The organism is Novosphingobium sp. BL-A-41-Hi4B-X5A (assembly GCF_055521705.1).
Map to the genome: position 1 here is coordinate 50629 of NZ_JBVFVT010000004.1, position 20817 is coordinate 71445.

A 20817-nucleotide genomic window follows, 5' to 3' on the forward strand; every position below is an offset into this window, starting at 1 on the left:
GCCTAGAGCTCCGGTCCGTCGTCACGGGAATGCGATTGGTCCTCGATCCCCTTGGCGGTCTTCGCGCCGCGCTCAGATTCCTTGTCGGGGATGGCGGGGTCATTGAGTTCGCGGGACCCGACGGTGCGCTGCGCGGCAGGCTTGGACGCGGAACTCTTTTCAGCCTTCTGACTCGGGTCCTGCTCGCGGCTATTGGTGCGTTCGTTCTGAGGCGCTTGCTCCAGACGAAATGCCATCTGCTTGCCGACACTGGGATCAGGATTTGGTCCATCGGGCATGATTTCCGGCGCATTGGCGTCGGGCTCGAGCGCCGGTGACAACGGCACTGCGGGGTCGCGCCCAAGGTCTTCGCCGCGCGGCTCCAGTTCCGGTTCGCCGCTGCGGTCCCGGCCGCCGGTCTCGGCGACTTCATCGTCACCCTTGGGCATGGAGATGAACTCGATAGGCTCGACGTTCTCGCGCAGAATGTAGCCCTCTGCGACCTTGGGGTAGTCCTTGTAGGTGAGCCTGATCCGCGCCGCATCGAACCCTTCCGGAAAGACCAGGAACCCGCGCAGCGAAGGCAGGCGCATGATGTCATCGGGGATCACCAGCGGCTGCACTTCCGAGCGCGGGGTAATGGTCGCGGCGTCGCGGATGTTGGAATAGCCGTAGCTGTAGGCCTCATCCATCATCCGCACTTCGCGGTGACCAATGTAGTCCGAGCAGTGCTCGGCGGTGTCGCGATCGGCCGCTGCCAGGATCAGCTTGGTGCGGGCCAGCGAGGCAAGGTTCTGCGCGCCTTCCTTGCCATAGGTCTCGGCTAGCTTGGCGAAGGAATGGATGCCGAGCACGAAGGCGCCGCCAAAGCCGCGCGCAGTCTGCAAGCCGTCTTCGATCGCTGGCAGGCGGTGCAGCGCATGGACTTCGTCGAAGAAGAACCAGGTGCGCAATGACCGGGTGCGCGGCAGCCGCATCAGGGTATGCACCGCAAGGTTCATCCACAGCGACAAGAGCGCCCGGTTGAGCACCAGTTCGTTATGCGAAGAGGTAATGAACAGGATCGAGCCCGGCTTGTCCTGGTGGCGAATCCAGTCGCAAATCGAGAAGGGTTCCTTGCCTTCGGGAATAAACAACAAGGCCTGGGCATTGGTGTTGAGAACTGCACGGACAGACTCGGCCATGCGCGCCGCGACTGGCGCGGTCAGCGGCTCGGCAATGGTATTGCGAAGCAGTTCGTGGACCTCTTCAAGGTCGGCCATCATCAGCCGGTAGGCGAGTGCGGCGTTGGTCGCCTGGCCGAGCTTCATGAGCTGGACGCAGGTCTGCACAAACAATGTCCTTGCTCCCAGCATCCAGAAGGGGTCCGAGCCGCCGCCGTCGGTCGGCAAGATGGCTGATGCGATCGCGGTGAAGTCGGCGTAGTTCTTGCCCTCGTCGAACAGCGACCAGCTCGGGCAGCGCTCGTCCATCGGGTTGAGGATCGTGTCGGTCTCGGGGTTATAGAACGCCTCGACGTAGGCCCCGGTAAGATCGAACACGACCGCCCGATCCTGGCGCACGCGCATCTGCGCGATCATGTCCCGCATCTGCGTGGTCTTGCCGGTCCCGGTCGACCCGATCATGATCGTGTGAGCCTGTTCGCTCCGCCACGGAAACGATACGCCGGCGATGTTGTAGACGTGGTGGATGCCGGCGGCCTTGCGCTCGGCAAAGCTCATTTTCATGACGTCGTCCATGGTCTTGCCGGGCATCCGTTCGGCAATCTCCTGGGCAAGCGCGGCGCTGTTGTGCTGGTTGATCACGGCGGCAAGCTCCTTGGCGTCGACCAGCATCGCGCCGCGCTGGTGGCGTTCTTCGAGGATCGCCTTGCCGCGCTTGCGCGAGAGGTCGATGAACCAGACCGAAAGCGGCACCGCGACGAACAGCGAGATGAACAGCGAACCCCAAATTGCGCGCATCAGCTTGTTCCAGGCGATGACGACATCAGGGTGGCTGGCGATCATCGAAACGGGGGCAGGGATCACGCGGCCGGAGGGCAAGGTTAGGTTGAGGATCTTGCGCGGGCTGAACTCCATGAAGCTCCATCCCTCCGCATAGATCCGCATCAGGATCATCTGCACTTCATGCTCGTGAAGCAGCAGCGCGAGGACGATCGAGAGCGCGATCAGGAACGTGAAGAACCACACCAGCAGCGGCATCTTCGCCGAGGAAAACCACATCAGGAATTCGTGCGTGATGAGCTGCGAGCCGCGAGTGAAATTGCCCGCGTTGCGCGGCATGTTCCCGCGCGCCGAATGGTGCTTGAGCTGGCCGGGGCGGGCCTGATCGGACCAGGTGTCAGGACGACGCATAGAGCGCCTCCACGCGGCGGTCGGCTTCCGCCATCAGGGCTTCATGCGCATCGGGAAACTGGCGCTGGATCAGGAGATCGATGCCGAGGAACAGATACTCGGATGAGAACTGCCGACGCCGCTCGGTTTCGGTGCTGCCGGCGAAGGCTTCGAGGTACAGGGTGAGCGCGTCGCGCAGAATGATCGAGGGCGTCAGGCCGCGCGCAGCCTGAACCTTCTCGACGCCATTTGCGAGGTCGCGCGGTATCCGAACCGTGAGCCGGACTTCATCTGCCATAACCAGACCCTCATCAGGGCCTGGTGGGAATTGCGCAGCGCCGTTTTAGGCTATGCGGGTCTCATTGGCAATGCCGAGGGTGTCAGCGGGCCATGTCAGACAGGGTCTGACGCAGGAATGACGGTATTCTGCGGGGTTTGGAGGATGTCAGACCCCGTCGGACATTTGCTCTTGGCCCAAACCCACGCATTTCCGTCATTTTCCAGACGGTCCTGCCGTGTACGGTCTGCACCTCTTCCCCTTGATCCTGTAGCGTTGATGGCTCGCGGGTTTTGGTGATTTTGCCCGAATCCGGGTGGGCCTTTCACGGCCTGCCAACGGTAGCCTGGGCCGCAGGATTGCACGCAGTCTGCAGATCCGACCGGGGCGATACAGGGCAGGGGGCTTGCCAAGCTGGCCAGGATGACGGTCCTCGCGCGCGGGAGGTTTCAGCACCAACCCAAGAGGTACAATCATGGCCAGGAAAGGAAGTCTCGAAGCGGAACGAGCAGCGATCGCGAAGGAGCGTCAAGCGTTGGAAACGCGCGAGGCGAAACTGCGTGACAGCGAGCGGGCGGCAAGCGTTGAACTGATGCAGAAATCGGTTCTCGGCAAGGCGCCGTTCGAGAGGGTCGAAGGCTTCTTCGCCGCTCTCGCAAAGCTCGGTCTGGACGAAGCCGAGAAACGCCTTCGGGCAAGCTGAAACCGGCCTTGCAAAAGGCCAGCGCAGCCGGGGTTCGATGCCCCGGCTGCGCTTTATCTGGACACGCAAAAAAGGGGGGCCGGAGAGCCCCTCAGCGGAGCCCTCCGGCGCTGCGAACTTTGGTCATTTCAGAACGGGCAATCCGCGTCCCATTCGGGATCCATCACCACGCTCATGAAGCTTGCGGCGCGGGCGATGTTCGCCTCGTCGAAGTCGTCAGCCATCATGCCGGGGACGGAATGGACGATCCGGTCGATCAGGTCCTGGGGCAGGGCGTTGTAATCGCCTTCGTCGATGGCGAGGAAGCAGCCGAACTCGTCCTCGATGACGTGCTGGTCGAAGAAGCTGTGCTGGGCCCTGATGCTGGCGGCGCGTACTGCGGCGTCATAGCTGATGGGGTCGAAAGCCGGGATGTCGAGGGTCTTGGTAAGAGCGTTCATGTGAGCCTCCTGTCAAAGGAATTGAAGAGGTCTCCTCGGGGATGGCCGAGCTTGGTCCGGGTCAGGAACGGGTCGCCCGCGGCCCGCCGCGCAGCGGGGGTGGGGGTGCCGATTTTTTCGCCTTCTTCAGGCGTAAAAATTGGGGGAACTGCCCTTCTTGACGCGGGCCAATGGCGGCCATCATGCTTGGCAAGTCTGCGAGAGTGTTTAACCCTGTTGGTCAGCGCCCCGGTCGCCCCAAACACGGGTGTTGCCTGCCCGGCCGATGCGAAGGCTTCGCGCCCCTGCCAGCAGGCCGCAAGGCCGTTACAGGCGGGGGCAAGAAGCGAGCGAGCCGGGCCATTATTTCGTGCGTCCCGATCGACAAAAAAGAAGGGCATCCGGCGGTGAGACCGGACACCCTTCTGGTTGATTGGGAAGGTGGCGCCCCCGCTCAGAACGGCGGGAGATCGTCGCCATTGGCAACCCGCTTCATCGCTGGGCGTTCAGCCTGCGCCGGGTCCTTGGCGCGCTGCGCTGGAGGCTCGTGCTGGGCCGATGCGTCGCGCACGATATGCAGGGGGATGCGGGCCTCACGCAGCCGGTCGGCAAGGTTCGCCTGAATGCCGCCGCCGCTACACACCACCGCCTCGACCGGCTTGAAGGCCAGCATGCGCGCATTGCGCTGATAGGGCGCCGAAGGTCCCCGCGAGGTATCGGGCTTGCACAGGATCACCGGCACATTGTGGCGCGATGCCCAGGCGGCTGCGATCACGTCCGCGCCCTTGTTCTGGGCGGTGGTTGCCAGCGCCATCGACGGCACCCGTGCGTGGATCGCATCGAGGTAGTCTTCAACGAGGGCAATGTCGGTGAACTGCTGCCCGCCCGAGAACACCACGACTGGTCCTGAGGGGGCGAACTGCTCGCGCCGCTGTGCCTTCTGCGCCGCGAGATAGTCGCGCGCCTCGATCATCGAGGCGTTGGTCTTGGACGAGACCCGCGAGCCGCGCACCGGCGAGAAGGGCCGGCCGGTCTCGACGAGGTAGATGCGGGCGGCATGGTCGCGCATGCATTCCATCGCGTCGCGGCATTCGGCGAGGCTGCGGGCCTGCATGGTCAGGTCTTCAAGGTCGGTCGCATAGACCTCGCTTGGATCGTATTCGCGCAGCTTCTCCTGCAGCCGGTTGGCCATCGCATCCTCGCGGTCATCGAGGCGTTTGGCGACGACGTGGAAGCTGTTGGCGATCCCCCAGGCGACCTCGCTGGCGAAATCCTCCATCCGGGTGTCGCGGAACAGGTCGAAGACCGTTGCCAGCATCATCTCGATGGCTGATTGCGCGGTCTCGGGATCGGGCATTTCGCTGCTGCTCGGTTCGTGCTCGATCGAGAGCTTGGCAAACTCGGTCTGCTCCATGAATGCCCGGGCGTAGTCGGGTGTGGCGATTTCACGCGCATAGTGTTCGGCAAGGTCGGCGAAGTTCGAGAAACGGTCCGTCATGATAACCTCCAAAAGGAATTTTCTCTCATCACACTGATGAAAGATGCCCATCGGAGGGACGCCGGAGTCAGGCAGTCAGGGACGGCGGCGCGAACGCGCTGCCGCCGCGAACAGCGGGCGCGGGGGGAGCCGATTTTTGCTCGCAAGGCGGTTAGCCGCCGCAGGCCAAAATCGGGGGGCACCCGCGATCCTTGACGGCCGCCAATCTCCCAGGCGTCATGCTATGGCGATGCTGATTTCGCTCAGCCACCGAGATGAGAGAGAGATTACGGTTTTGCCCCCGCACCCCTCTGGGCGTTCGGGGTTAACCGCAAAACGCCACTCCTCTACGCCCCGCCTGACCATCCTGAACGAGGACGGTCATGGGCGCGCGGCGGGGCGCTCTGGCTGCGCCAATTCTGGCGCGGCCCAACACAAAGCGGACCCCTTGCCGGAGACAGTCAGTCGGCCCGTGGCCCGGTGCATCGCACGGGCGCGGGGCGGCGACGAAGGCGGAGTGCAAGAGTGCCGGCGGCCCAACGCGAGGAACTTCGCACCCGCAGGAGCGCAGCCCGCAAGGGCGCGCGGGACCGAGTGCGGCAATCTTGACGGGGCCGCTCATTCGTTAGCGCGCTGGGGGAAGGGGAATTGCTTTGAGGATAAGATGCACAGGCTCGCCAAATCTGTTTGGAATGTTAGGATACGAGGCATGTCCAAGGCGAGCCTTGCCCCCCATGATGAACTGGCCCGGCGAAACCGGGACAGGCAGCGCCTTCGTGCAATCTTGCGGGAAGGGGCACAATCTGCGCCGGGATGTCCTGCTGATCAGCGATATTTCGCGGCGCTCCGTGCGCGGGTGGCGCAGTGTGCAGATGGGCCATATCCCGGGGCCAGTGCGTAATTCGCGAAAATTCGCTCATATTGCGTCTTAAGTATCATTTTGTCGCATAAAGCGCTTCTTAAATCTCGAATCTTCAGGTATGAGGCTCCGCAAGGAGCAAACAATGTCCAGAAATTCGCTCGCGGCGCTCCCTGAAGTTTTCGTTTCGGACGCAGCGATCTCCAAAGCTGTCTATCAGGCGGTGGAGCGCGGGGAATTGCGCAAACTTGGCTCGCGCCTCTACACTCGCAATCTCGGCGAGGAACCTGAACGACTGGTGCGGCGCAACTGGTACAACCTCGTCGCCGCATATTATCCTGATGCGATCATTGCCGATCGCACAGCGCTGGAAGGAAAGCCGGCCGAGGATGGTTCGGTATTCCTGATCTCGTCGAAGCGACGCGAAACCGAGTTGCCAGGCCTTGTCTTGCGACCGAGGTCGGGCCCTGCAGCTCTCGACAGTGATCGCCCGTTCAGTGGGGTCCGGCTAGCTTCGACGGCCAGGGCCTATCTCGAAAACATGCGGCCGACGCGCGGGCGCGGTGGCCGGATATCGAGAACTGTATCCCGCGCCGAACTGGAAGAGCGGCTCGACCGGATGCTGCGCAGCCAGGGTGAGGGGGCCATCAATCGGCTGCGTGACGATGCGCGGGCGCTTGCATCGGCACTCGACTACGAGGCCGAGGCCGCCGAGCTCGACGGCCTGATCGGCTCGCTACTCGGGACTCGCGAAGCGGTGATGCAGAGCGAAATCGGCAAGGCTCGTCTGGCGGGGCATCCGTTCGACCCGGCGCGCGTCGAAATGTTCGAAGAGCTGTTCTCGGCATTGCGCGAGACCGTACCGGAGCGCCGGCCCGTACCCGCGCGTAGCGCAGAGGCGACCTCGACCCTGGCGTTTTACGAAGCCTATTTTTCGAACTTCATCGAGGGCACCGAGTTCAGCGTCGAAGAAGCCGCCGATATTGTCTTCGAGGGTGTCATACCGACCGAACGGCCCGCGGACGCGCATGACGTACTTGGCACCTTCCGAGTGGTTTCGGACCTGGTCCGCATGAAGGTTCTGCCAAGCGATTATGCGTCCTTGCGCGAATTGCTCATGGACCGACATGCCGCCGTTATGGAAGCGCGCCCTGACAAGCTGCCGGGAGCCTTCAAGCAACGCGGCAATCAAGCGGGCGCGACAGTGTTCGTCGCGCCCGATCTGGTCGAAGGTACGCTCGATCGAGGCTTCGGCTTCTTGCAGGCCCTAGGCGAACCCTTCCAACGGGCCATTTTCATGATGACGCTGGTCAGCGAAGTTCATCCCTTCGCTGACGGCAATGGCCGGATCGCGCGGATCATGATGAACGCCGAGCTGCTGGCGCATGGCGAAGAGCGCATCATCATCCCGACGGCCTATCGCACCGACTACCTGAGCGCCCTCAAGGCATTCTCGCACAATCGCCAGACAGCGCCGCTGATCCGCATGCTCGATGTCGCGCAAGCATTCACGCACGCCGTTGACTGGAGCACCCTGGAATCGGCGCGGGCCATGCTGATGGCCAGCAACGCCTTCGATCAGGGTGAGGACGCAAAGCTTCGGCCCGTAGCCATCGGACTTGGCCGCACATGATCAGGCAGGAAGGTTGAACATGGAATTCGACGACCAGATGCGGCGCTTCTTTGGGACCGATGATCTCGGAGCGGTTTCACCCGCAGCAATGGCCAGCGGCGTCGAACGGATGCAGGTCGAGTTCGGGCTCGAGCCCGACAAGGGCCGCAGATTCGCGATGTGGTCCCTGCTCTACATGCTGGGCTCGGCACCCGACCTCGATGTTGCCTTCAAGGACGATCGCGACCGCGATGCGGCACGCACGTTCATGGACCTGCTGGACCAGGCGAATGAGGACGCAAGCGGACCGCGCTAAGGCGCTAACCGTTCAATGGAGCGTTTCGCCATCGCGATTGCGGACGGGTTCCCTGTCCGTGCAGTGAGCAAGCCACTCTATGGCACCATGGGTGCAGTACCAGTCGATCCCGAGTTCCTGAGCATACCATGCAGCTTCGCTCTCGCGGCCGGGCGAATAGGTGCCGGATCCCTCGTGCCAAAGCCCTGAGTTGGCGAGATAGTGCGGGATGTGGCGATTGGCGAGGTAGGCCTTCGCCGCCATGTCGCGCGTGTGCTCGCAGTCGCCTTGCATCCGGTAGGCAAGCAGCACGCGGGTGAATTCCATGAAGGCCGAGATTTCATCACGGTGCTTGTCGAGCAAGTCTTCCGCTGCCTGATAGGCATCCGACCGGATTAGCCATATCAGAAGGACGTAGCGCAGACCTTGATTGTCGTTCGGATTTAGGTCGAGCATCTCGTGCAAGTGGGCGATTGCGGCGATCCGCTCACCCTTGTCACAAGAATACCAGAGATCCTGAGCCAGCGCGAAACGCGCGCGCATATAAGGGCGGGTATCGAGAACCAGCCAGAAATCGCCCTTGACCTCGGCAAATCGTCGTTCGCCGACCGCGAGTTCACCGGCGCAAACCGCACGCAAAAGATATTCGCGGCGCTGCGAGTCCGAGAGATTGCGAAGCTCGGAGAGTTGCAGCCAGGCATCAGCACAAAGCGGCGACCGGGCGAGGGCCTTGCGGGCCAGCAAATTGCGACGCGTCCGGTCAGGCTCGTCCCAAGCGTCATAGGCAAACTGCTGCGCTTCGTTGATATCGTCGGAACTGCCGCCGCCGCCGCTGCTGGAAAGCTTGCGCAGTCCATCGCAATCCGGGAAGCGCTCGAGGTCGGAGCCGGATTGCTTGGACGTCATCTCAATTGCCTTCCCTCAGCGAATGACTGCGACGCTAACCCCGGCGGCGGCGGCAACGGTCCGCCACTGCTTGTCCGCAGTCAGGGCTGGGAGGCCATCGCGGCGGGCCAGTGCAAGGCAGAACCGGTCGCCGAGCGACAGGCCGGCTTCGGCCGTCGCGGCGCGCAAGCGTCCGGCGATCGTGGCAAGGCCGTGGTCCGCATCGACGATGGCCATCGGCAAGGGTTTCAGCATCGCATCGACTTCGCCCGCTGGCATGCCGGCGTGAATGAAGTGGCTGACGACTTCGGCAAAGTTGACGCTGGACATGCGAGCATCCGCGATGGCGTCGGCAACCTTGTCGGCTCCGGGCTCGTCCCGGAGCAAGGCAAGGAGCGCTGAGGCATCGAGCACCACTTCGCTCATTCGCCGGATTCCTCACGGCGGCGGGCAAGGAAGGCATCGACCGAGGCCTCGGACTTGCCGCCCGTGTACTTTTTCGCGAGCGCCTGCGCGTGAGCGATGGACTGCGCGACCGTTCGCAAGATGACGCCGTCCTCGGTTTCCTCGACCAGCAAGGCGCCGCCACCAGCGAGGCCGAGCCGCTTGCGGATATCGGCAGGCAGGCTCATCCGGCCGTTTGGCGTGATCGTCACTTGAACCGTCATGGCAGTGCTCCAGGTCGCTTGGCATGCCCCTACACGAGGCAATGTTCGGACATGAATTGCATCTTATGCCATAAAACAGAAAACGTGTCACATGCACCGCATTATGGCACGATCGTCCGGATTGATAATATTTCTTATGTTAATACCGATACCATAACTGTCCATGTAAACTGTGTCCAGTGTGATGGCGAAAGGCTTGCAGTCACGGGGGTCTTTCAACAGTATCAGCGACCGTGTCCACTCCGTTCGCTACGACGCCCTGGCAGGCTGCGCGCATCGAAATGCCCGGCGGTCGCCGGTCGTGGACGGTATTGGATGATGACGGCGATGTCGTCGAGTGCCTTCGTCACTGGATCGTCCATCTCGAACAGACCCATGCGTCACCAAACACGATCCGCGCTTATGTTCGCCACGTTGTGGACTTCGCTAGCTTCCTCGGCGCAAACGGCGCCGGCATCCATGAAGCCACGGTTGCGCTGTATGACAGCTTCCTTGCCTGGCGGCTTGCCCGCCGAAAGGATGCGCTGCCAAGTCCTCGGCTGATCCTGCTACGCAAGCAGGAAACGCGGATTCTGGCACCATCGACGCGCAACCAGATCCAGCTCGCGGTCAAATCGTTCTACCGCTTTTACAACGGCACTGACGACTTCGCGGTCGATACGACCGAGGTCACAAAGGCCTATGACGGCCACCGGATCTACAAGCCGTTCCTTGAGCATATCAGCCAGCGACGGACGACACGGCGCAAAGACCGTTATCTCTCGGGCGATCCCGGCCGGGTCCAGCAGCAGGTGCTCAAGAAGCGGCTGACGCCGAGCGAGGTTCTGCGGCTGATCGAGGCCTGCGGGCTCGCGCGCGACGCCTTCCTGGTCGTGCTGCTCTACAACACCGGCCTTAGGATCGGTGAAGCGCTGGGCCTGCGCCATGTCGATATCGATCTCGCCGAAAAGGTCATCTGGGTCGTTCCGCGCGAAGACAATGCCAATGAGGCCCGTGCGAAATCGGGCCGGACGCGCGGTGTGCCGGTGCACGACTACGTGCTCAACATGTACGTCGATTACATCACCAGCGACGAATATCTGCCAGCCTTCGAGTCCGGCGCCGAGTACGTCTTCACCAATGTCAAAGCCGGCGTCATCGGGCACGCCATGAGCCTGTCCTACGCGCAGAAGCTCGCGGGCCTGCTGGAGCAGCGCACCCATATCGCCTTCAGCTGGCACATGTTCCGCCACAGCCATGCATCCGAGGCGATCGCGGCGGGATACAGCCTGCTCGAAGTGGCCGACCGGCTCGGGCATGCCAGCCCGCAAACGACAGCGGCGTTCTATCAGCACCTGTTCGCCTCGGAAATCCGCAGGCTTTACCTCACAGGACCCGACGAGGTGCATGAAAGGCTTGAGAAACTTCGCGAGGCTGAGCTGCTCGGAAAGGATCTGCGATGGGCCTGACGCCGCTGGCGCTCGTCGGCGGCACGCCGCACGATACCGATCGCTACAACAACTGGCTTGAGGGGCGCCTCGCGGAGATATCCCCCCTCCTCGTCGCCAATCCCATTTGGTCGGACGCCATGATGGGTGAGGTGTTCGGCCATCCCTGGCTGAGCCAGACATACGCAAGCTTGCCGCTTCAGGCTGCGGTTCCGGTACTCACCAACGAGATCAAGGCTTACCTGGCGGTATCCGTTCTCGACGATCGCAAGGCGGACGCCCACTGGTTCCAGCGCCGGATCCCGGTGATCCGCTATCTGGTAGAGGAAGGCGCGGACCTGCTTGGTCACTTTGAGGCGGGCTGCCTTGCCGACATCCCTCACCCCGGCTTCGCGCCATCAGATGACGAGGGTGCGCGCAAACGGAACCACCACAACGATGCAGTGCTGGAGTGCTACGCCGCCTGGTATGGCGCGAATTATGGACGGCGCAGGCAAAGCCAGACCCGCCAGTGGATCCGGGGCGGCAAGATCGTCACCAGCGAGTTCCGCTCACCGGAAGTGCAGCTGTTCGGTGATATCCATCGCTTCGCGATCATCAACCGGGCGCAGATGGCACCGATGCATGACCGCGACATCATCCTGCTCAACGATCTCTACAGCGAGGAGGACACACGCTTCCGCGATCGGCAACGGCGAAGCGACACCTATATCAACTTCCTGAACTTCGAGCCGTGGCTGCGCCCGCTGATGCGCGGCTTCCTGCTCGACAAGGTCGCACATGGGGAATTTGCGCCAAGAACGGTGATCGCGATGCGATCTCGGTTACGGCTGTTTGCGCAGTTCCTCCACGAAGAATCCGTCGCTGGTCCTGCGAAGATCAACGAACTAACGATGGAGCGCTATCTTGCATGGGGAAACGCGCGCAATGCCGCCGGCAAGAACTGGTACACCGACATCGTCCAACTGATGCGGGCAGCACCGGTGCTACTGCCGGGGGAATGGCCGCGGATCGCGCTCGACAAGCGCGCGGCGCGGCGCATCCGTTACAAGCAGGCACCGGATGACCCGCGCAACCGGCTCTACGCTTCGCGAGAGGGCGCCAACCGGGCGGCGCCTCCTGAGGCCTTGGCCGCGATGATGGCCAGGCTCGATGAACTGCCTGCCCCTATCCCGGTAATCTTCATGATCGGGATCACCACCGGTGCGCGAGCCGAAGACCTGCATGCCTTGCTCTTCGACTGCCTGCGGCCCGATCCGCACGACAAGCGGTTCATGCTGTTCACGTTCTGGCAGAACAAGGTCAGCCGCTGGAACACCAAGCCCTTGCTGGCGACCGATCCCGCGCACCGGGCCATGATCGAGTTGATCGAAGCCCAGCAGGATCGCGTCCGGCAGCGTTACGGGCGCGCCACGAAATACCTGTTCCCCGTCTTTTACGGCAAGCGGGAATCGTTCCTCGGCTACAACTGGACCTTGCAGGAGCTCAGGATGCTGTGCCTCAGGCACGGGATCGTCGATGGCGAAGGCAAGCCGTTCGACTTCTCATGGCATCCGTTGCGCCACCATCGAGGGACACAAATGGCGGCCGAAGGCCACGACATCCTGAGCATCATGTTCGAGCTCGGCCATGCCTCGCCGGATATGGCGTCGATGTACGTCAACAAGCGTCTCGATCTCAAGAAGAACGCCTTGCTGCGAAAGGGTGGCGGCCAGTTCTTCACAATCGCGGGCAAGGTCGACGAAGCGGTCGGCGATCTCCTGCTGCGCAAGGAAACCATGCTGGCCACGCGGGTCTGCGGCGGCGCCTGCACGCTGCCAGGGCAACTCGGCGAATGGTGCGAGCACGCCCACGCCTGCCTGACCTGCCGGTTCTTCCGCGCCGATGGCGGCGACGTGGAGCACTTCCGCTGTGAACGGGCCGGACTTTACGCCGCGATCGAAGGGCTCGAGCAGGAAGCGCAGAACTACGAGGAAGGCGGACAGACCCGCATGGCCGACATCACGCGCAAGCGCCTGCAACGCAATAAGGATGCGGTCCACAACACCGACACCATCATCCGCTCCATCGAGGAGCACGGCCTCTACAAGGGTGAAAAGCAGCGCTACAGGCCGGCCACTGCTCGAGAGGAAGCGACGTCATGACCATGGGACCGGATCTGCGGATCGCAACACTCAACGATGCCCGCAGCCGTCGTAGCGCAGAGAAGCGCGCTGCAGTCGAGGATGCGATCATGCGGCTGCGCGACACCAGGCAGGCTGTGACGTTCGTCTCGGTGGCACGTGAAGCAAAGGTCAGCCGCCAGTACCTCTACAACAACTTCGCCGACGAGATCGGCGAGGAACGCGTCGAAACCCGCGCGGAAACCGAGGTGATAGACGGCAAGAAGGTCCCGCTGCGAACGCCCGAGGAATATCGGCACATCGAAGCGGCACTCCGCAACAAGATCGAGCGCCTTGAGACCGAGCTCCGGGATGCCCGTGCCGAAAGGGCTAAGGCGGACCGAACGGCCGAGCGTGAGCGCGGTAAGGCGGAACACTGGCGTCAGCTCTACACGGCTGTCCTAGCTCGCGTATCACCGGGACAGTCGCCCGAGCCGCTGCCCTCCTCTGAAGACTGAACCGTCACGCTGCGATCGGGTTACGATCAAGCGAGTAGGAAGTGAGCCGCCTACGGCGTCTTGCACTTCCAACTCCCTTGATCGTCCAAATTATGAGCGAAACACAATGGACAGGTTTATCGCCTGCAAACCATTGAAACTAGGACACAAGACACGAATTGGTGTTGATATATGTAAAATTAAATCAAAGACTTGGAGGAAATCAGCGGCTCAGCTGGCGTCTGTCGAGCCGCAGGCAACGCCGAGCTTCTTGCGTTTTGCCGGCGCGGCGTCGGCCTTGGGCCGCGCTTTGGGTGCCGTTTTGGGCGTCGCATTGGCCTCAGCCTTCGGGCTCTGGCCGGGCCTGCGGCCAAGGCCGATCCTGACCGCAAGCTCCTTGCGCTTGGCGGCATAGTCGGGCGCGACCATCGGGTAATCGGCAGGCAGGCTCCAGCGCGCCCGGTACTCGGCGGGCGTCAGGCCATGCTCGGTCCCAAGATGGCGCTTGAGCATCTTCATCTTGTCACCGCATTCGAGGCAGGTGACTGCGTCGGGCTTGACCGAGGCACGCACCGAGACGGCGGGTTTCAGCTCCTCTTGAGCCGGTTCCGGCGCCCGTCCAAGCGCGGCAAGCGAAGCGTAGACCGCTTGGATCAGGCCCGGCAGGTCCGCGGCCGCGATCGCATTGTTGCTGACATGGGCAGACACGATATCGGCGACATGATCCAGCAGTGCTTCGTTTTCCATGCGGGCGAGACCTTTCCAATCCACGGATCGTGGGTTCCTAGGCGATAGTTCGCCACCACGCCATAGGAGCATCGCCGGGGTGCGCCAGGCCTGACCTGATGCTCGAAGTGCGAAGGTTCAGGCCGCGAAGAGTTCGCCCTGGGGATTGGCAGCGCCCGGGCCCTGACGCCGCAGCGGCGCGGGCTTGCGCAGCAGCGCAAGCACAGCCGGCTTGATCACATAGACCGCATGGCGTCCGCCGCCGCGGTTCTTGTGGTTGGTGGCGTAGCCCGCATAGTGCCGGCTCATCAGCCCGGCGCGGACCAGATCGGAAATCGCGCGGCTGACATTGGCGCGGCCAACCGCCTGGACCTGCTCCTCGACCGCGGCCTCGATGCGCACCGCATCACGAACAGCGTCACCGGTCAGTTCGTGCTTCAGCGCAGCGGCCACGCGCGCGCGCAGCGCCGCCCGCCGTGCGGGCTGTTCGCTCATCGGCAAGAGCTGGGAGCAGAGCCATTCGCGCAGAAGCACCGGCACACCGCCTAGCGCCACGAAGGGTCCGGCTTGGCCTCGCCTGTCGGCAATCTCAGCGACCAGCTGGAGGACAAGAAACGCGTAGCGGGGGCGGTTCGAGGCTTCGACCAGGACCGCGTAGATCCCACCGACGCCAGTGATTTCTTGGGCTCGTTCCATCGATCAGTATTGAGCACAAAAGGTGAATCCTGTGAATCCCCTTTGTGCCCTGCCCTGTCGTTTGTCGCCCGTGACACTTCGCCCGGAGCCCGCTCGTGACATGTGCGGCCGAGCGTGCTGCCCTTGCCCCGCAACCACGTTCGTGATCGTATAAGCGTGATCGATGATCGCGCCCGTCTGCGCATGTCACGAGCGCAGCGCAACGTGACACTCTGCCCTCGGGCAGAGTGTCACAGATGCCATGCCCGAAAGGGCGCCAGCTGCCGACGCGGTTGGCAAAAAAAGGGGCCGGCTTGCGCCGACCCCTTGGAAAGTTTTGGGAGAGGATGCCTAAAAGGCACCCCCGATATGAGCCGGCACCCACCATGCTGCAAGTGCGAAACAGACGCTGCGGGTTGCCTTTTTCGCAACTGGTGTTTCGCCCGTCGCAGCGACAGCATGCGTGCTTGGGGGGCCTAAGCCCGATGGAAGGCGGCCGTGCCGCCTCCCGGGCTCGGGTTCAGAGGAAGAGCACTTCCTCGGCGACGATCTCGACCGCGTAGCGTTCGACGCCCTCGCGGTCGGTCCACTTCGAGTAGTGCAGCCGGCCCTGCACCTCGACCAGGTCGCCCTTCTTCTTGTGCTTGGCGACCGAGGTGCCGAGGCCGTTGAAGGCGGTGACGCGGTGAAACTCGGCGAGGGTCTCGGTGTAGCCGGCCTCGTTCTTGACCGTCTTGCCGTCGACCAGCCTGGGGCGGTCGGTGACGAGGGTGAACGACGTGATCGCCGTCTCGCCGGCGTGGCGGGTTTCGGGAGCGGCGGTGATGCGGCCGATCAGGATGACGAGGTTCTTCATGGGTATCTCCGTGGCTTGAACTCGGCGGAACCGCCCGCCGATGAACACCACAGGCAGGGCCAAAGGCCCGGGCCCGCACCGAACGTCATGTGAGGGGAACCCAAAAGCGAGGAGTGGTGCGGCAAGCCCGCAGGGCTTCACGGTCCGCTGCTTTTGGGTTGCGGCCAGGGACTTGCCCTGCAGGGTTCATCGGCAAACGAAGGGCGGTTTCGTCAGGTCAGGCCCAGCGGATCCTCGCAAAGGTCAGACCCGTCAGCCTCAGCCATTTCGCCAGACCCTGCTCTCACCCGCCAGCGCCCGCGGCAGCAGGCATTGCCTTCCTAAGCCCCCGCTCCATGCGAGTCAGAGACGCGTGGGGTCACACGAGGCCGCAACCAGCTCCTCTCCGTCCAGCGCCATGCGCTACGGCAAGGGTCTTGGTCAGATGCGCAAGCTGGCACCCACAGGCGGGCAAGGCTCGCCCCCCTCGAAAAGGAAGCTCAGCGCCAGGGCCTCGCGAGGCCTTGCGCGACCAGATAGTCACCGGCGTCCAAGCCGTTCACCGAGACCGTCGCAAGTGTTCGTCCATAAGGGTCAGTACCAAGCCGCGTGATCATGACCCGCCCGCGCGACAGCAGCCGCGTCAGAGCGACGCGCGAGGCTTCGCCCGCGGCAAAGTCACACCAGGCATAGGACCGCCTCCGGTCCTGGCACTTGGGGCTGTCAGGCAGTTCAGGTGCATCGATATTGGCGATGCGGACACGCTCGCGACCGCAGCGGATCGTGTCGCCGTCGTGGACGGAAGGAGCGAGGCAAAGGGCGGCGGCAGCAAGAACAATCGGCATGGGCCGGAACCTAGCGCCCTCGCCCGCCCGCGCCAACCAGCCTTGCCGCATCTTCCCGCTGGCCCCGATCGTCACCCGCAGGGCTGGCATCCATGCCGGCGAGCTTGGGTGGGCGGCGGTGCGACAGCGCCGACGTGCGCCCTAGCGAGTAGAGCGGGTTGCCCCCAGCCCGCGCGGGGCGCGGGCGCCGGGGTGCCCCTTTCCCCTCTCCACCTCGCCACATCCCAGCAAATCCATTATGAATGCGCTCCAACGCGACCTGTCCGGCCCCGCTGCCGCAGGCAGAGCCGCCGAAGGGAAAGGTTCCCGGCCCATGACTGACCCACAGATGATGCCAAGCGCCCTGCAGGTGGCGCACGCGATGGCGCAGGTCCTGCGCACGAAGCTTGCGGTGTTCGATGCTGAAGAGATCGTGCTCACGCGCGAGGAAGCCGCGCTGTGCCTCGGCCTTGCCGAAGGCGTAAGCGAGCACTTGGACAAGGACGAGCGCGCCGCGGACTGAGGCAAACGGTCCCGCCCTGCTGCTATCGGACGTTGAGCCCCAGTTCGCCCAGCAATTGCCCGGCCTGCTCGCGCGAAATCGTCGCCCCGCGAAACAGCCCGGCATCGACGAGGCGCAGCCCGCCGAGGTCGGCACCGCGCAGGTCAGAGCCGTCGAAGCGCGATCCCGCCACCATCGCCTCGCGCAGCGAACAATCCTCGAACGCCGTCATGCGAAAATCGCCCTTGCGCAGATCGGCACCGGACAGATCGACCCGGCGCAGGCTCTCCTTGCGGAACAAGAAGCCGGGCAGCTTGGCAGAGACCAGCAGCACTTCCTCGAAGTGGATGTGCATGGCGCGCGCCTCGGTGAAGTCGGCGCCGGTAAGCTTGGAGCCGGTGAACCGGCTCGAAGTCAGGCTCGCGCGGCGCATCGAACAATTGTTCCAGTCGCCGCCGACGAACTCGGCTTCGCTGAGGTTGGCGCCCGAGAAATTGGCGAACGGTCCCCGGCAGCCCTGCCAGACCGTACCTTCAAGCTTTGCTCCCGTCAGATCGCTGCGCCGCAGGTTGCAGCGTTCGAAGCGCCAGCGGGTAAGGTCGAGCCCGGAGAGGTCGGCCTCCTCGAGGTCGCAGTCGACGAGTGTGCGCGGGGCGCTGCCGATCAGACGCTCGATGTCGCTGCGCGCTAGCGTTGCGCCGGCGATGGGCTGCGAAGCGAAGAGGTCATCCATCACGCGCCCGGTCGCCACGCGCCAGCTCGGGCGGGTTGGCACAATGTTCCCGTTGTCAATTGGCCGGGAGTGCGCATATAGGGAGCACAAGTGGACTGGGGGTTCCCGGTCGGCGTCATAGCCTCGGTGAGTTTCATCGGGGCTTTTCGCTTATTTGGGGCGGGAAAACCTTGAGCCCCCAGTTTTCATAGCCGCTGCCGACATTCTCGCGCCCGCCGTCGCAATAGAACTTGCGGGTCAGGACCTCGAAGGCGCGATTGTCCTGGCTCGGCCGCAACACACTCATGCCGATTGGCCTCGCCACCAGGTCTGCGAGCTGGAGCCCGGACGAGTTCGCCTTCTTGTCGGCAAAGACAATCTCGAATGGCAGGGGCGCCCCCAGCTTGTTCTCGCCGTCGCAGATCCTGCGGAACTCCAGTTCGAGGTCCTTGTCCTCCTTCTTGCCGCGGCACTCGAAGACCACGTGGGTCTTCTTGGCGTTCTGGTTCTTCTCGATGAGGAACTCGTAGAGCGTCTCAAGGCAGAACCCGAGGGCGAGATGATAGGGGTTGTCGCGTTCGACATCGCGCGCGCCGAGCCGGTGCTTGTCGATCACGCAGCTGATCAGGATGAAGTTCGACTTGTCGATGATACCGCTGAGGCCATCGATGAAACCCAGCTTCTCGGCTTCGTTAGCGAACTTGAAGGGGCCGGTTTCCTTGCGAATTTCTCGCTCGTGCAAGATCACAATGTCGTGGCCGAAATGGTTGAACTTGAACTTCTCGAGCGCCGGGACGACCTTCTCGCTGTAGTGCTTCTTGTAGAAGACGCAGAATGCGAGGACGAACAGCGGATAGTTGGGATCGACGGTCTGCATGCCGTGATCGCCGCTTTCGTCGACATAGACGATGAAATTGCTGAAGCGCCCGGCAGGCGTAGTGGCGCTCTTGCGGTCTTCGACCACCGGGTCGAGATCGAGATCGAACAAGGAAATTGCTGGTCGGATGCCGTCATCGCGCAGTGATGCCAGCGCGGACCGTGCAAGCCAAGCCGGAGCGCGGTTTTCCACACACCACCCCCGTGCATAGCAAGCCTTGCCGCGCCCTTAAGGCCAGCATAGACTGACTCACGCGAGCCCACCCGGGGCCGCGTAAAACGAAGGAGATGCGCGAGAGGTCGAACGGGCAGCGTCGATCGCGAGAAATTGGAGATACCCCAATGATCCAGCGATACCGTGTGCTCGGCCGCAGCGTGGTCGAAGGCGATGAACTTCAGCACGTGCTGCGCGAAGCCTACGAGCGCAAAAGCCCGGTCCATTGCGAATGCCGCAAGGGAAACGAACTCCCCCTCTACATTTCGCACCGGCAGAATGGCTACGTGCTCGCGCGCTGGCCGGGCTCGGGCGCGCGCCATGCGACCGCCTGCGATCACTACGATGCGCCCGATTACCTCACCGGCATGGGCCAGGTGCGCGGGAGCGCGGTCATCGACGATGAGGCGAGCGGCGAGACCAGCCTGAAGCTCGGCTTCCCGCTCTCGCGCGGAGCCGCGCGGCTCGCGCCGGCGGCGCTGACCAACGACAAGCCGACGGTGAAATCGTCGGGCCAGAAACTGTCGATGCGCGGGCTGCTCCACGTCCTCTGGGACCGGGCCGAACTCAGCCACTGGCATCCGAAGATGGCGGGCAAGCGGACCTGGTTCGTGGTGCGCCGCGCGCTGCTCGAGGCGGCGGCCAGTTGCCGGGCGAAGCAGGAAGCCCTGCCCCACGTGCTGTTTGTGCCCGAGAGCTTCAAGGTCGAGGAAAAGGAAGAAATCCGGGCCCGGCGCCGCGCGGCGCTGGCCCGAGTCTATGCCTCGCGCGACGAAATGATGGTGGTGGTCGGCGAGATCAAGGAGATCGTTCCCGCGCACGGCGCCGAAAGAATTGTCTTGCGCCATGTCGGCGACATGCCCTTCGTGATGGACCAGGACATGGCGAGGCGCTTCCACAAGCGGTTCGCGGGCGAGCTCGCGCTGTGGCAGGCGCAGGATGGGCCGAACGGCAAGTGCGGCCACCTTGTTCTTGCCGGCTCGTTCGCGCGCCGACGCGAGGGCACCTTCGACCTCATCGAGGTGGCGCTGATGCCGGTGACGAGAGAGTGGCTGCCCTACGAGACCAGCGACGAGCGCTACCTCGTCGGCAAGGCAGTCGCCGAGAAGCGGCGCTTCGTGAAGGGCCTGCGCGTCAATCTCGATCACGATACGCCGATCGCCAGCCTGGTGCTCAAGGACACCGGCGAGGAAGCCAGCGCCATCCACATCCACGACCGCGACAACGAGTTGGCCGAGCCATTGGAAGCCCTGCTCGCCGGGCAAGGCGTCGCGCACCTGCTGTGGAAGGAAGGCGAGCCGCTCCCGGCCCGCGTCAGCCGGCCGCCGCGGCGAGGCTGGCAGGCGCAGCAGGCCGCCTGAGCGGCGTCAGTCGCCCGCGCGAGGCAGCGGCCTCAACGGCAGCAGATCGAGACGCCGGGGCGTGTCGCTAGCCGCGCGCAGGGCTTCGAGCCGCGCCGCGACCTCGCCCTCGTGTTGGGTGATCTCGATGCGGTTGAGGCCGACGATCGTCCAGACCGCGAGCTCGGGCCGCTCGGTCACGTGGACCGAGTAGGCGATGGGGAGCTTCTCGGGATAGAGCCAGAGCAGCAGCACCGGGAGCGCGGCGAGGTTTGGTTTGCCGTCGATCACGGCGAGCGTCATCACGCCCTTGTCCCGATCGTACCGGCAGGTGAACCCGAGCGGCTGCGGGTGCCCGGCAAGGCCGAGGATCGTCTCGCGTGGCCGAGCCCCGAAGACCGCCTCGAGCTCGGCGGGCGGCTGAGCCTCAGCGTTCTCAGCCACCTCGGCGAGGAACAGTTCGACCGCGGCAAAGCGCGCGGCTTCCTCGCGGGTGCAGGCAAGTTCGAGAGTGAGCGTGATCGAGGACATGGCTGGGACTTTCGCGTTGCCGCGCGCCAACGCGTCCCGTTGCCAAGGC

22 protein-coding genes are annotated in these 20817 nt (G+C 63.7%); 8 read left to right on the forward strand and 14 right to left on the reverse strand.

The annotated features are described in order from the left end of the window. Positions 1-2 precede the first annotated feature (2 nt). Together ACZ1JY_RS20855 and ACZ1JY_RS20860 are read right to left on the reverse strand one after the other, a co-directional pair. Positions 3-2333 (reverse strand): type IV secretion system DNA-binding domain-containing protein, encoded by a 2331-nt coding sequence (locus ACZ1JY_RS20855; RefSeq protein ID WP_010890956.1) that lies wholly within the window; start codon positions 2331-2333, stop codon positions 3-5. Then, complete coding sequence (locus ACZ1JY_RS20860; RefSeq protein ID WP_010890955.1) at positions 2320-2610, reverse strand: ribbon-helix-helix protein, CopG family; 291 nt, start codon at positions 2608-2610, stop codon at positions 2320-2322. Before ACZ1JY_RS20860 ends, ACZ1JY_RS20855 begins: the two co-directional genes overlap by 14 nt. Before the next feature lie 454 nt (positions 2611-3064). Here ACZ1JY_RS20860 and ACZ1JY_RS20865 point away from each other — a divergent pair, with 454 nt between their 5' ends. Continuing rightward, positions 3065-3292 (forward strand): hypothetical protein, encoded by a 228-nt coding sequence (locus tag ACZ1JY_RS20865; protein WP_041551550.1) that lies wholly within the window; start codon positions 3065-3067, stop codon positions 3290-3292. Positions 3293-3420: 128 nt separating this feature from the next. Here the strand turns inward: ACZ1JY_RS20865 and ACZ1JY_RS20870 are convergent, their stop codons facing one another. Further along, positions 3421-3732 (reverse strand): hypothetical protein, encoded by a 312-nt coding sequence (locus ACZ1JY_RS20870; RefSeq protein WP_010890953.1) that lies wholly within the window; start codon positions 3730-3732, stop codon positions 3421-3423. Positions 3733-4165: 433 nt separating this feature from the next. Next, a complete protein-coding gene (locus tag ACZ1JY_RS20875) occupies positions 4166-5209 on the reverse strand; it encodes a DUF2493 domain-containing protein (RefSeq protein WP_039336855.1) in 1044 nt (347 codons plus the stop codon). A 983-nt stretch (positions 5210-6192) separates the two neighbouring features. Here ACZ1JY_RS20875 and ACZ1JY_RS20880 point away from each other — a divergent pair. Both ACZ1JY_RS20880 and ACZ1JY_RS20885 read left to right on the forward strand, forming a co-directional pair. Then, entirely contained in the window at positions 6193-7680 is a 1488-nt protein-coding gene (locus ACZ1JY_RS20880) for a Fic family protein (protein WP_010890949.1), read from the forward strand. 19 nt (positions 7681-7699) lie between these two features. Beyond that, positions 7700-7975, forward strand: coding sequence for a hypothetical protein (locus ACZ1JY_RS20885; protein WP_010890948.1), 276 nt, complete (start codon positions 7700-7702; stop codon positions 7973-7975). Between the two features lie 12 nt (positions 7976-7987). Here the strand turns inward: ACZ1JY_RS20885 and ACZ1JY_RS20890 are convergent, their stop codons facing one another. The 3 genes from ACZ1JY_RS20890 to ACZ1JY_RS20900 are packed head-to-tail and all read right to left on the reverse strand — an operon-like array spanning position 7988 to position 9507. Beyond that, a complete protein-coding gene (locus tag ACZ1JY_RS20890) occupies positions 7988-8860 on the reverse strand; it encodes a hypothetical protein (protein WP_465131594.1) in 873 nt (290 codons plus the stop codon). Positions 8861-8875: 15 nt separating this feature from the next. Beyond that, positions 8876-9265: a type II toxin-antitoxin system VapC family toxin gene (locus tag ACZ1JY_RS20895; protein ID WP_010890946.1), complete on the reverse strand. Its 390-nt coding sequence runs from the start codon at positions 9263-9265 to the stop codon at positions 8876-8878. Next, positions 9262-9507 carry an AbrB/MazE/SpoVT family DNA-binding domain-containing protein gene (locus ACZ1JY_RS20900; protein WP_010890945.1) on the reverse strand — a complete coding sequence of 82 codons (246 nt, stop codon included), beginning with the start codon at positions 9505-9507 and terminating at the stop codon, positions 9262-9264. Before ACZ1JY_RS20900 ends, ACZ1JY_RS20895 begins: the two co-directional genes overlap by 4 nt. A gap of 233 nt (positions 9508-9740) precedes the next feature. Here ACZ1JY_RS20900 and ACZ1JY_RS20905 point away from each other — a divergent pair, with 233 nt between their 5' ends. From ACZ1JY_RS20905 to ACZ1JY_RS20915, 3 genes are read left to right on the forward strand one after another with little or no spacing between them, the layout of a single operon-like run. Next, the gene (locus tag ACZ1JY_RS20905) at positions 9741-10955 is read left to right on the forward strand and encodes a tyrosine-type recombinase/integrase (protein ID WP_010890944.1); all 1215 of its coding nucleotides are present in this window, start codon (positions 9741-9743) and stop codon (positions 10953-10955) included. Next, complete coding sequence (locus ACZ1JY_RS20910; RefSeq protein ID WP_010890943.1) at positions 10946-13078, forward strand: tyrosine-type recombinase/integrase; 2133 nt, start codon at positions 10946-10948, stop codon at positions 13076-13078. The genes ACZ1JY_RS20905 and ACZ1JY_RS20910 overlap by 10 nt, the downstream gene beginning before the upstream one ends. Next, entirely contained in the window at positions 13075-13554 is a 480-nt protein-coding gene (locus ACZ1JY_RS20915) for a hypothetical protein (RefSeq protein WP_011445585.1), read from the forward strand. The genes ACZ1JY_RS20910 and ACZ1JY_RS20915 overlap by 4 nt, the downstream gene beginning before the upstream one ends. A 210-nt stretch (positions 13555-13764) precedes the next feature. On the opposite strand, the gene ACZ1JY_RS20920 is transcribed toward ACZ1JY_RS20915, so the two are convergent. The 4 genes from ACZ1JY_RS20920 to ACZ1JY_RS20935 all read right to left on the reverse strand — a co-directional run bounded on the left by ACZ1JY_RS20920 (position 13765) and on the right by ACZ1JY_RS20935 (position 16614). After that, a complete protein-coding gene (locus ACZ1JY_RS20920) occupies positions 13765-14280 on the reverse strand; it encodes a Ros/MucR family transcriptional regulator (RefSeq protein WP_039336863.1) in 516 nt (171 codons plus the stop codon). 117 nt (positions 14281-14397) lie between these two features. Further along, entirely contained in the window at positions 14398-14955 is a 558-nt protein-coding gene (locus ACZ1JY_RS20925) for a hypothetical protein (RefSeq protein ID WP_169495403.1), read from the reverse strand. A 499-nt stretch (positions 14956-15454) separates the two neighbouring features. Next, a complete protein-coding gene (locus ACZ1JY_RS20930; RefSeq protein WP_169495402.1) occupies positions 15455-15790 on the reverse strand; it encodes a single-stranded DNA-binding protein in 336 nt (111 codons plus the stop codon). Between the two features lie 479 nt (positions 15791-16269). Beyond that, on the reverse strand, positions 16270-16614 hold the full coding sequence (locus ACZ1JY_RS20935; RefSeq protein ID WP_169495401.1) for a thermonuclease family protein: 345 nt from the start codon (positions 16612-16614) through the stop codon (positions 16270-16272). A gap of 313 nt (positions 16615-16927) precedes the next feature. Here ACZ1JY_RS20935 and ACZ1JY_RS20940 point away from each other — a divergent pair, with 313 nt between their 5' ends. Then, positions 16928-17116 carry a hypothetical protein gene (locus tag ACZ1JY_RS20940; RefSeq protein ID WP_169495387.1) on the forward strand — a complete coding sequence of 63 codons (189 nt, stop codon included), beginning with the start codon at positions 16928-16930 and terminating at the stop codon, positions 17114-17116. Between the two features lie 22 nt (positions 17117-17138). Here the strand turns inward: ACZ1JY_RS20940 and ACZ1JY_RS20945 are convergent, their stop codons facing one another. Both ACZ1JY_RS20945 and ACZ1JY_RS20950 read right to left on the reverse strand, forming a co-directional pair. Further along, a complete protein-coding gene (locus ACZ1JY_RS20945; RefSeq protein WP_465131597.1) occupies positions 17139-17828 on the reverse strand; it encodes a pentapeptide repeat-containing protein in 690 nt (229 codons plus the stop codon). 133 nt (positions 17829-17961) lie between these two features. After that, a complete protein-coding gene (locus ACZ1JY_RS20950) occupies positions 17962-18801 on the reverse strand; it encodes a DUF3800 domain-containing protein (protein ID WP_465131598.1) in 840 nt (279 codons plus the stop codon). A 224-nt stretch (positions 18802-19025) separates the two neighbouring features. Here ACZ1JY_RS20950 and ACZ1JY_RS20955 point away from each other — a divergent pair, with 224 nt between their 5' ends. Next, positions 19026-20258: a DUF1173 domain-containing protein gene (locus ACZ1JY_RS20955; protein WP_039336873.1), complete on the forward strand. Its 1233-nt coding sequence runs from the start codon at positions 19026-19028 to the stop codon at positions 20256-20258. A 6-nt stretch (positions 20259-20264) separates the two neighbouring features. Here ACZ1JY_RS20955 and ACZ1JY_RS20960 read toward each other — a convergent pair whose 3' ends face one another. Beyond that, positions 20265-20768 carry a hypothetical protein gene (locus tag ACZ1JY_RS20960; RefSeq protein ID WP_039336874.1) on the reverse strand — a complete coding sequence of 168 codons (504 nt, stop codon included), beginning with the start codon at positions 20766-20768 and terminating at the stop codon, positions 20265-20267. Positions 20769-20817 lie beyond the last annotated feature (49 nt).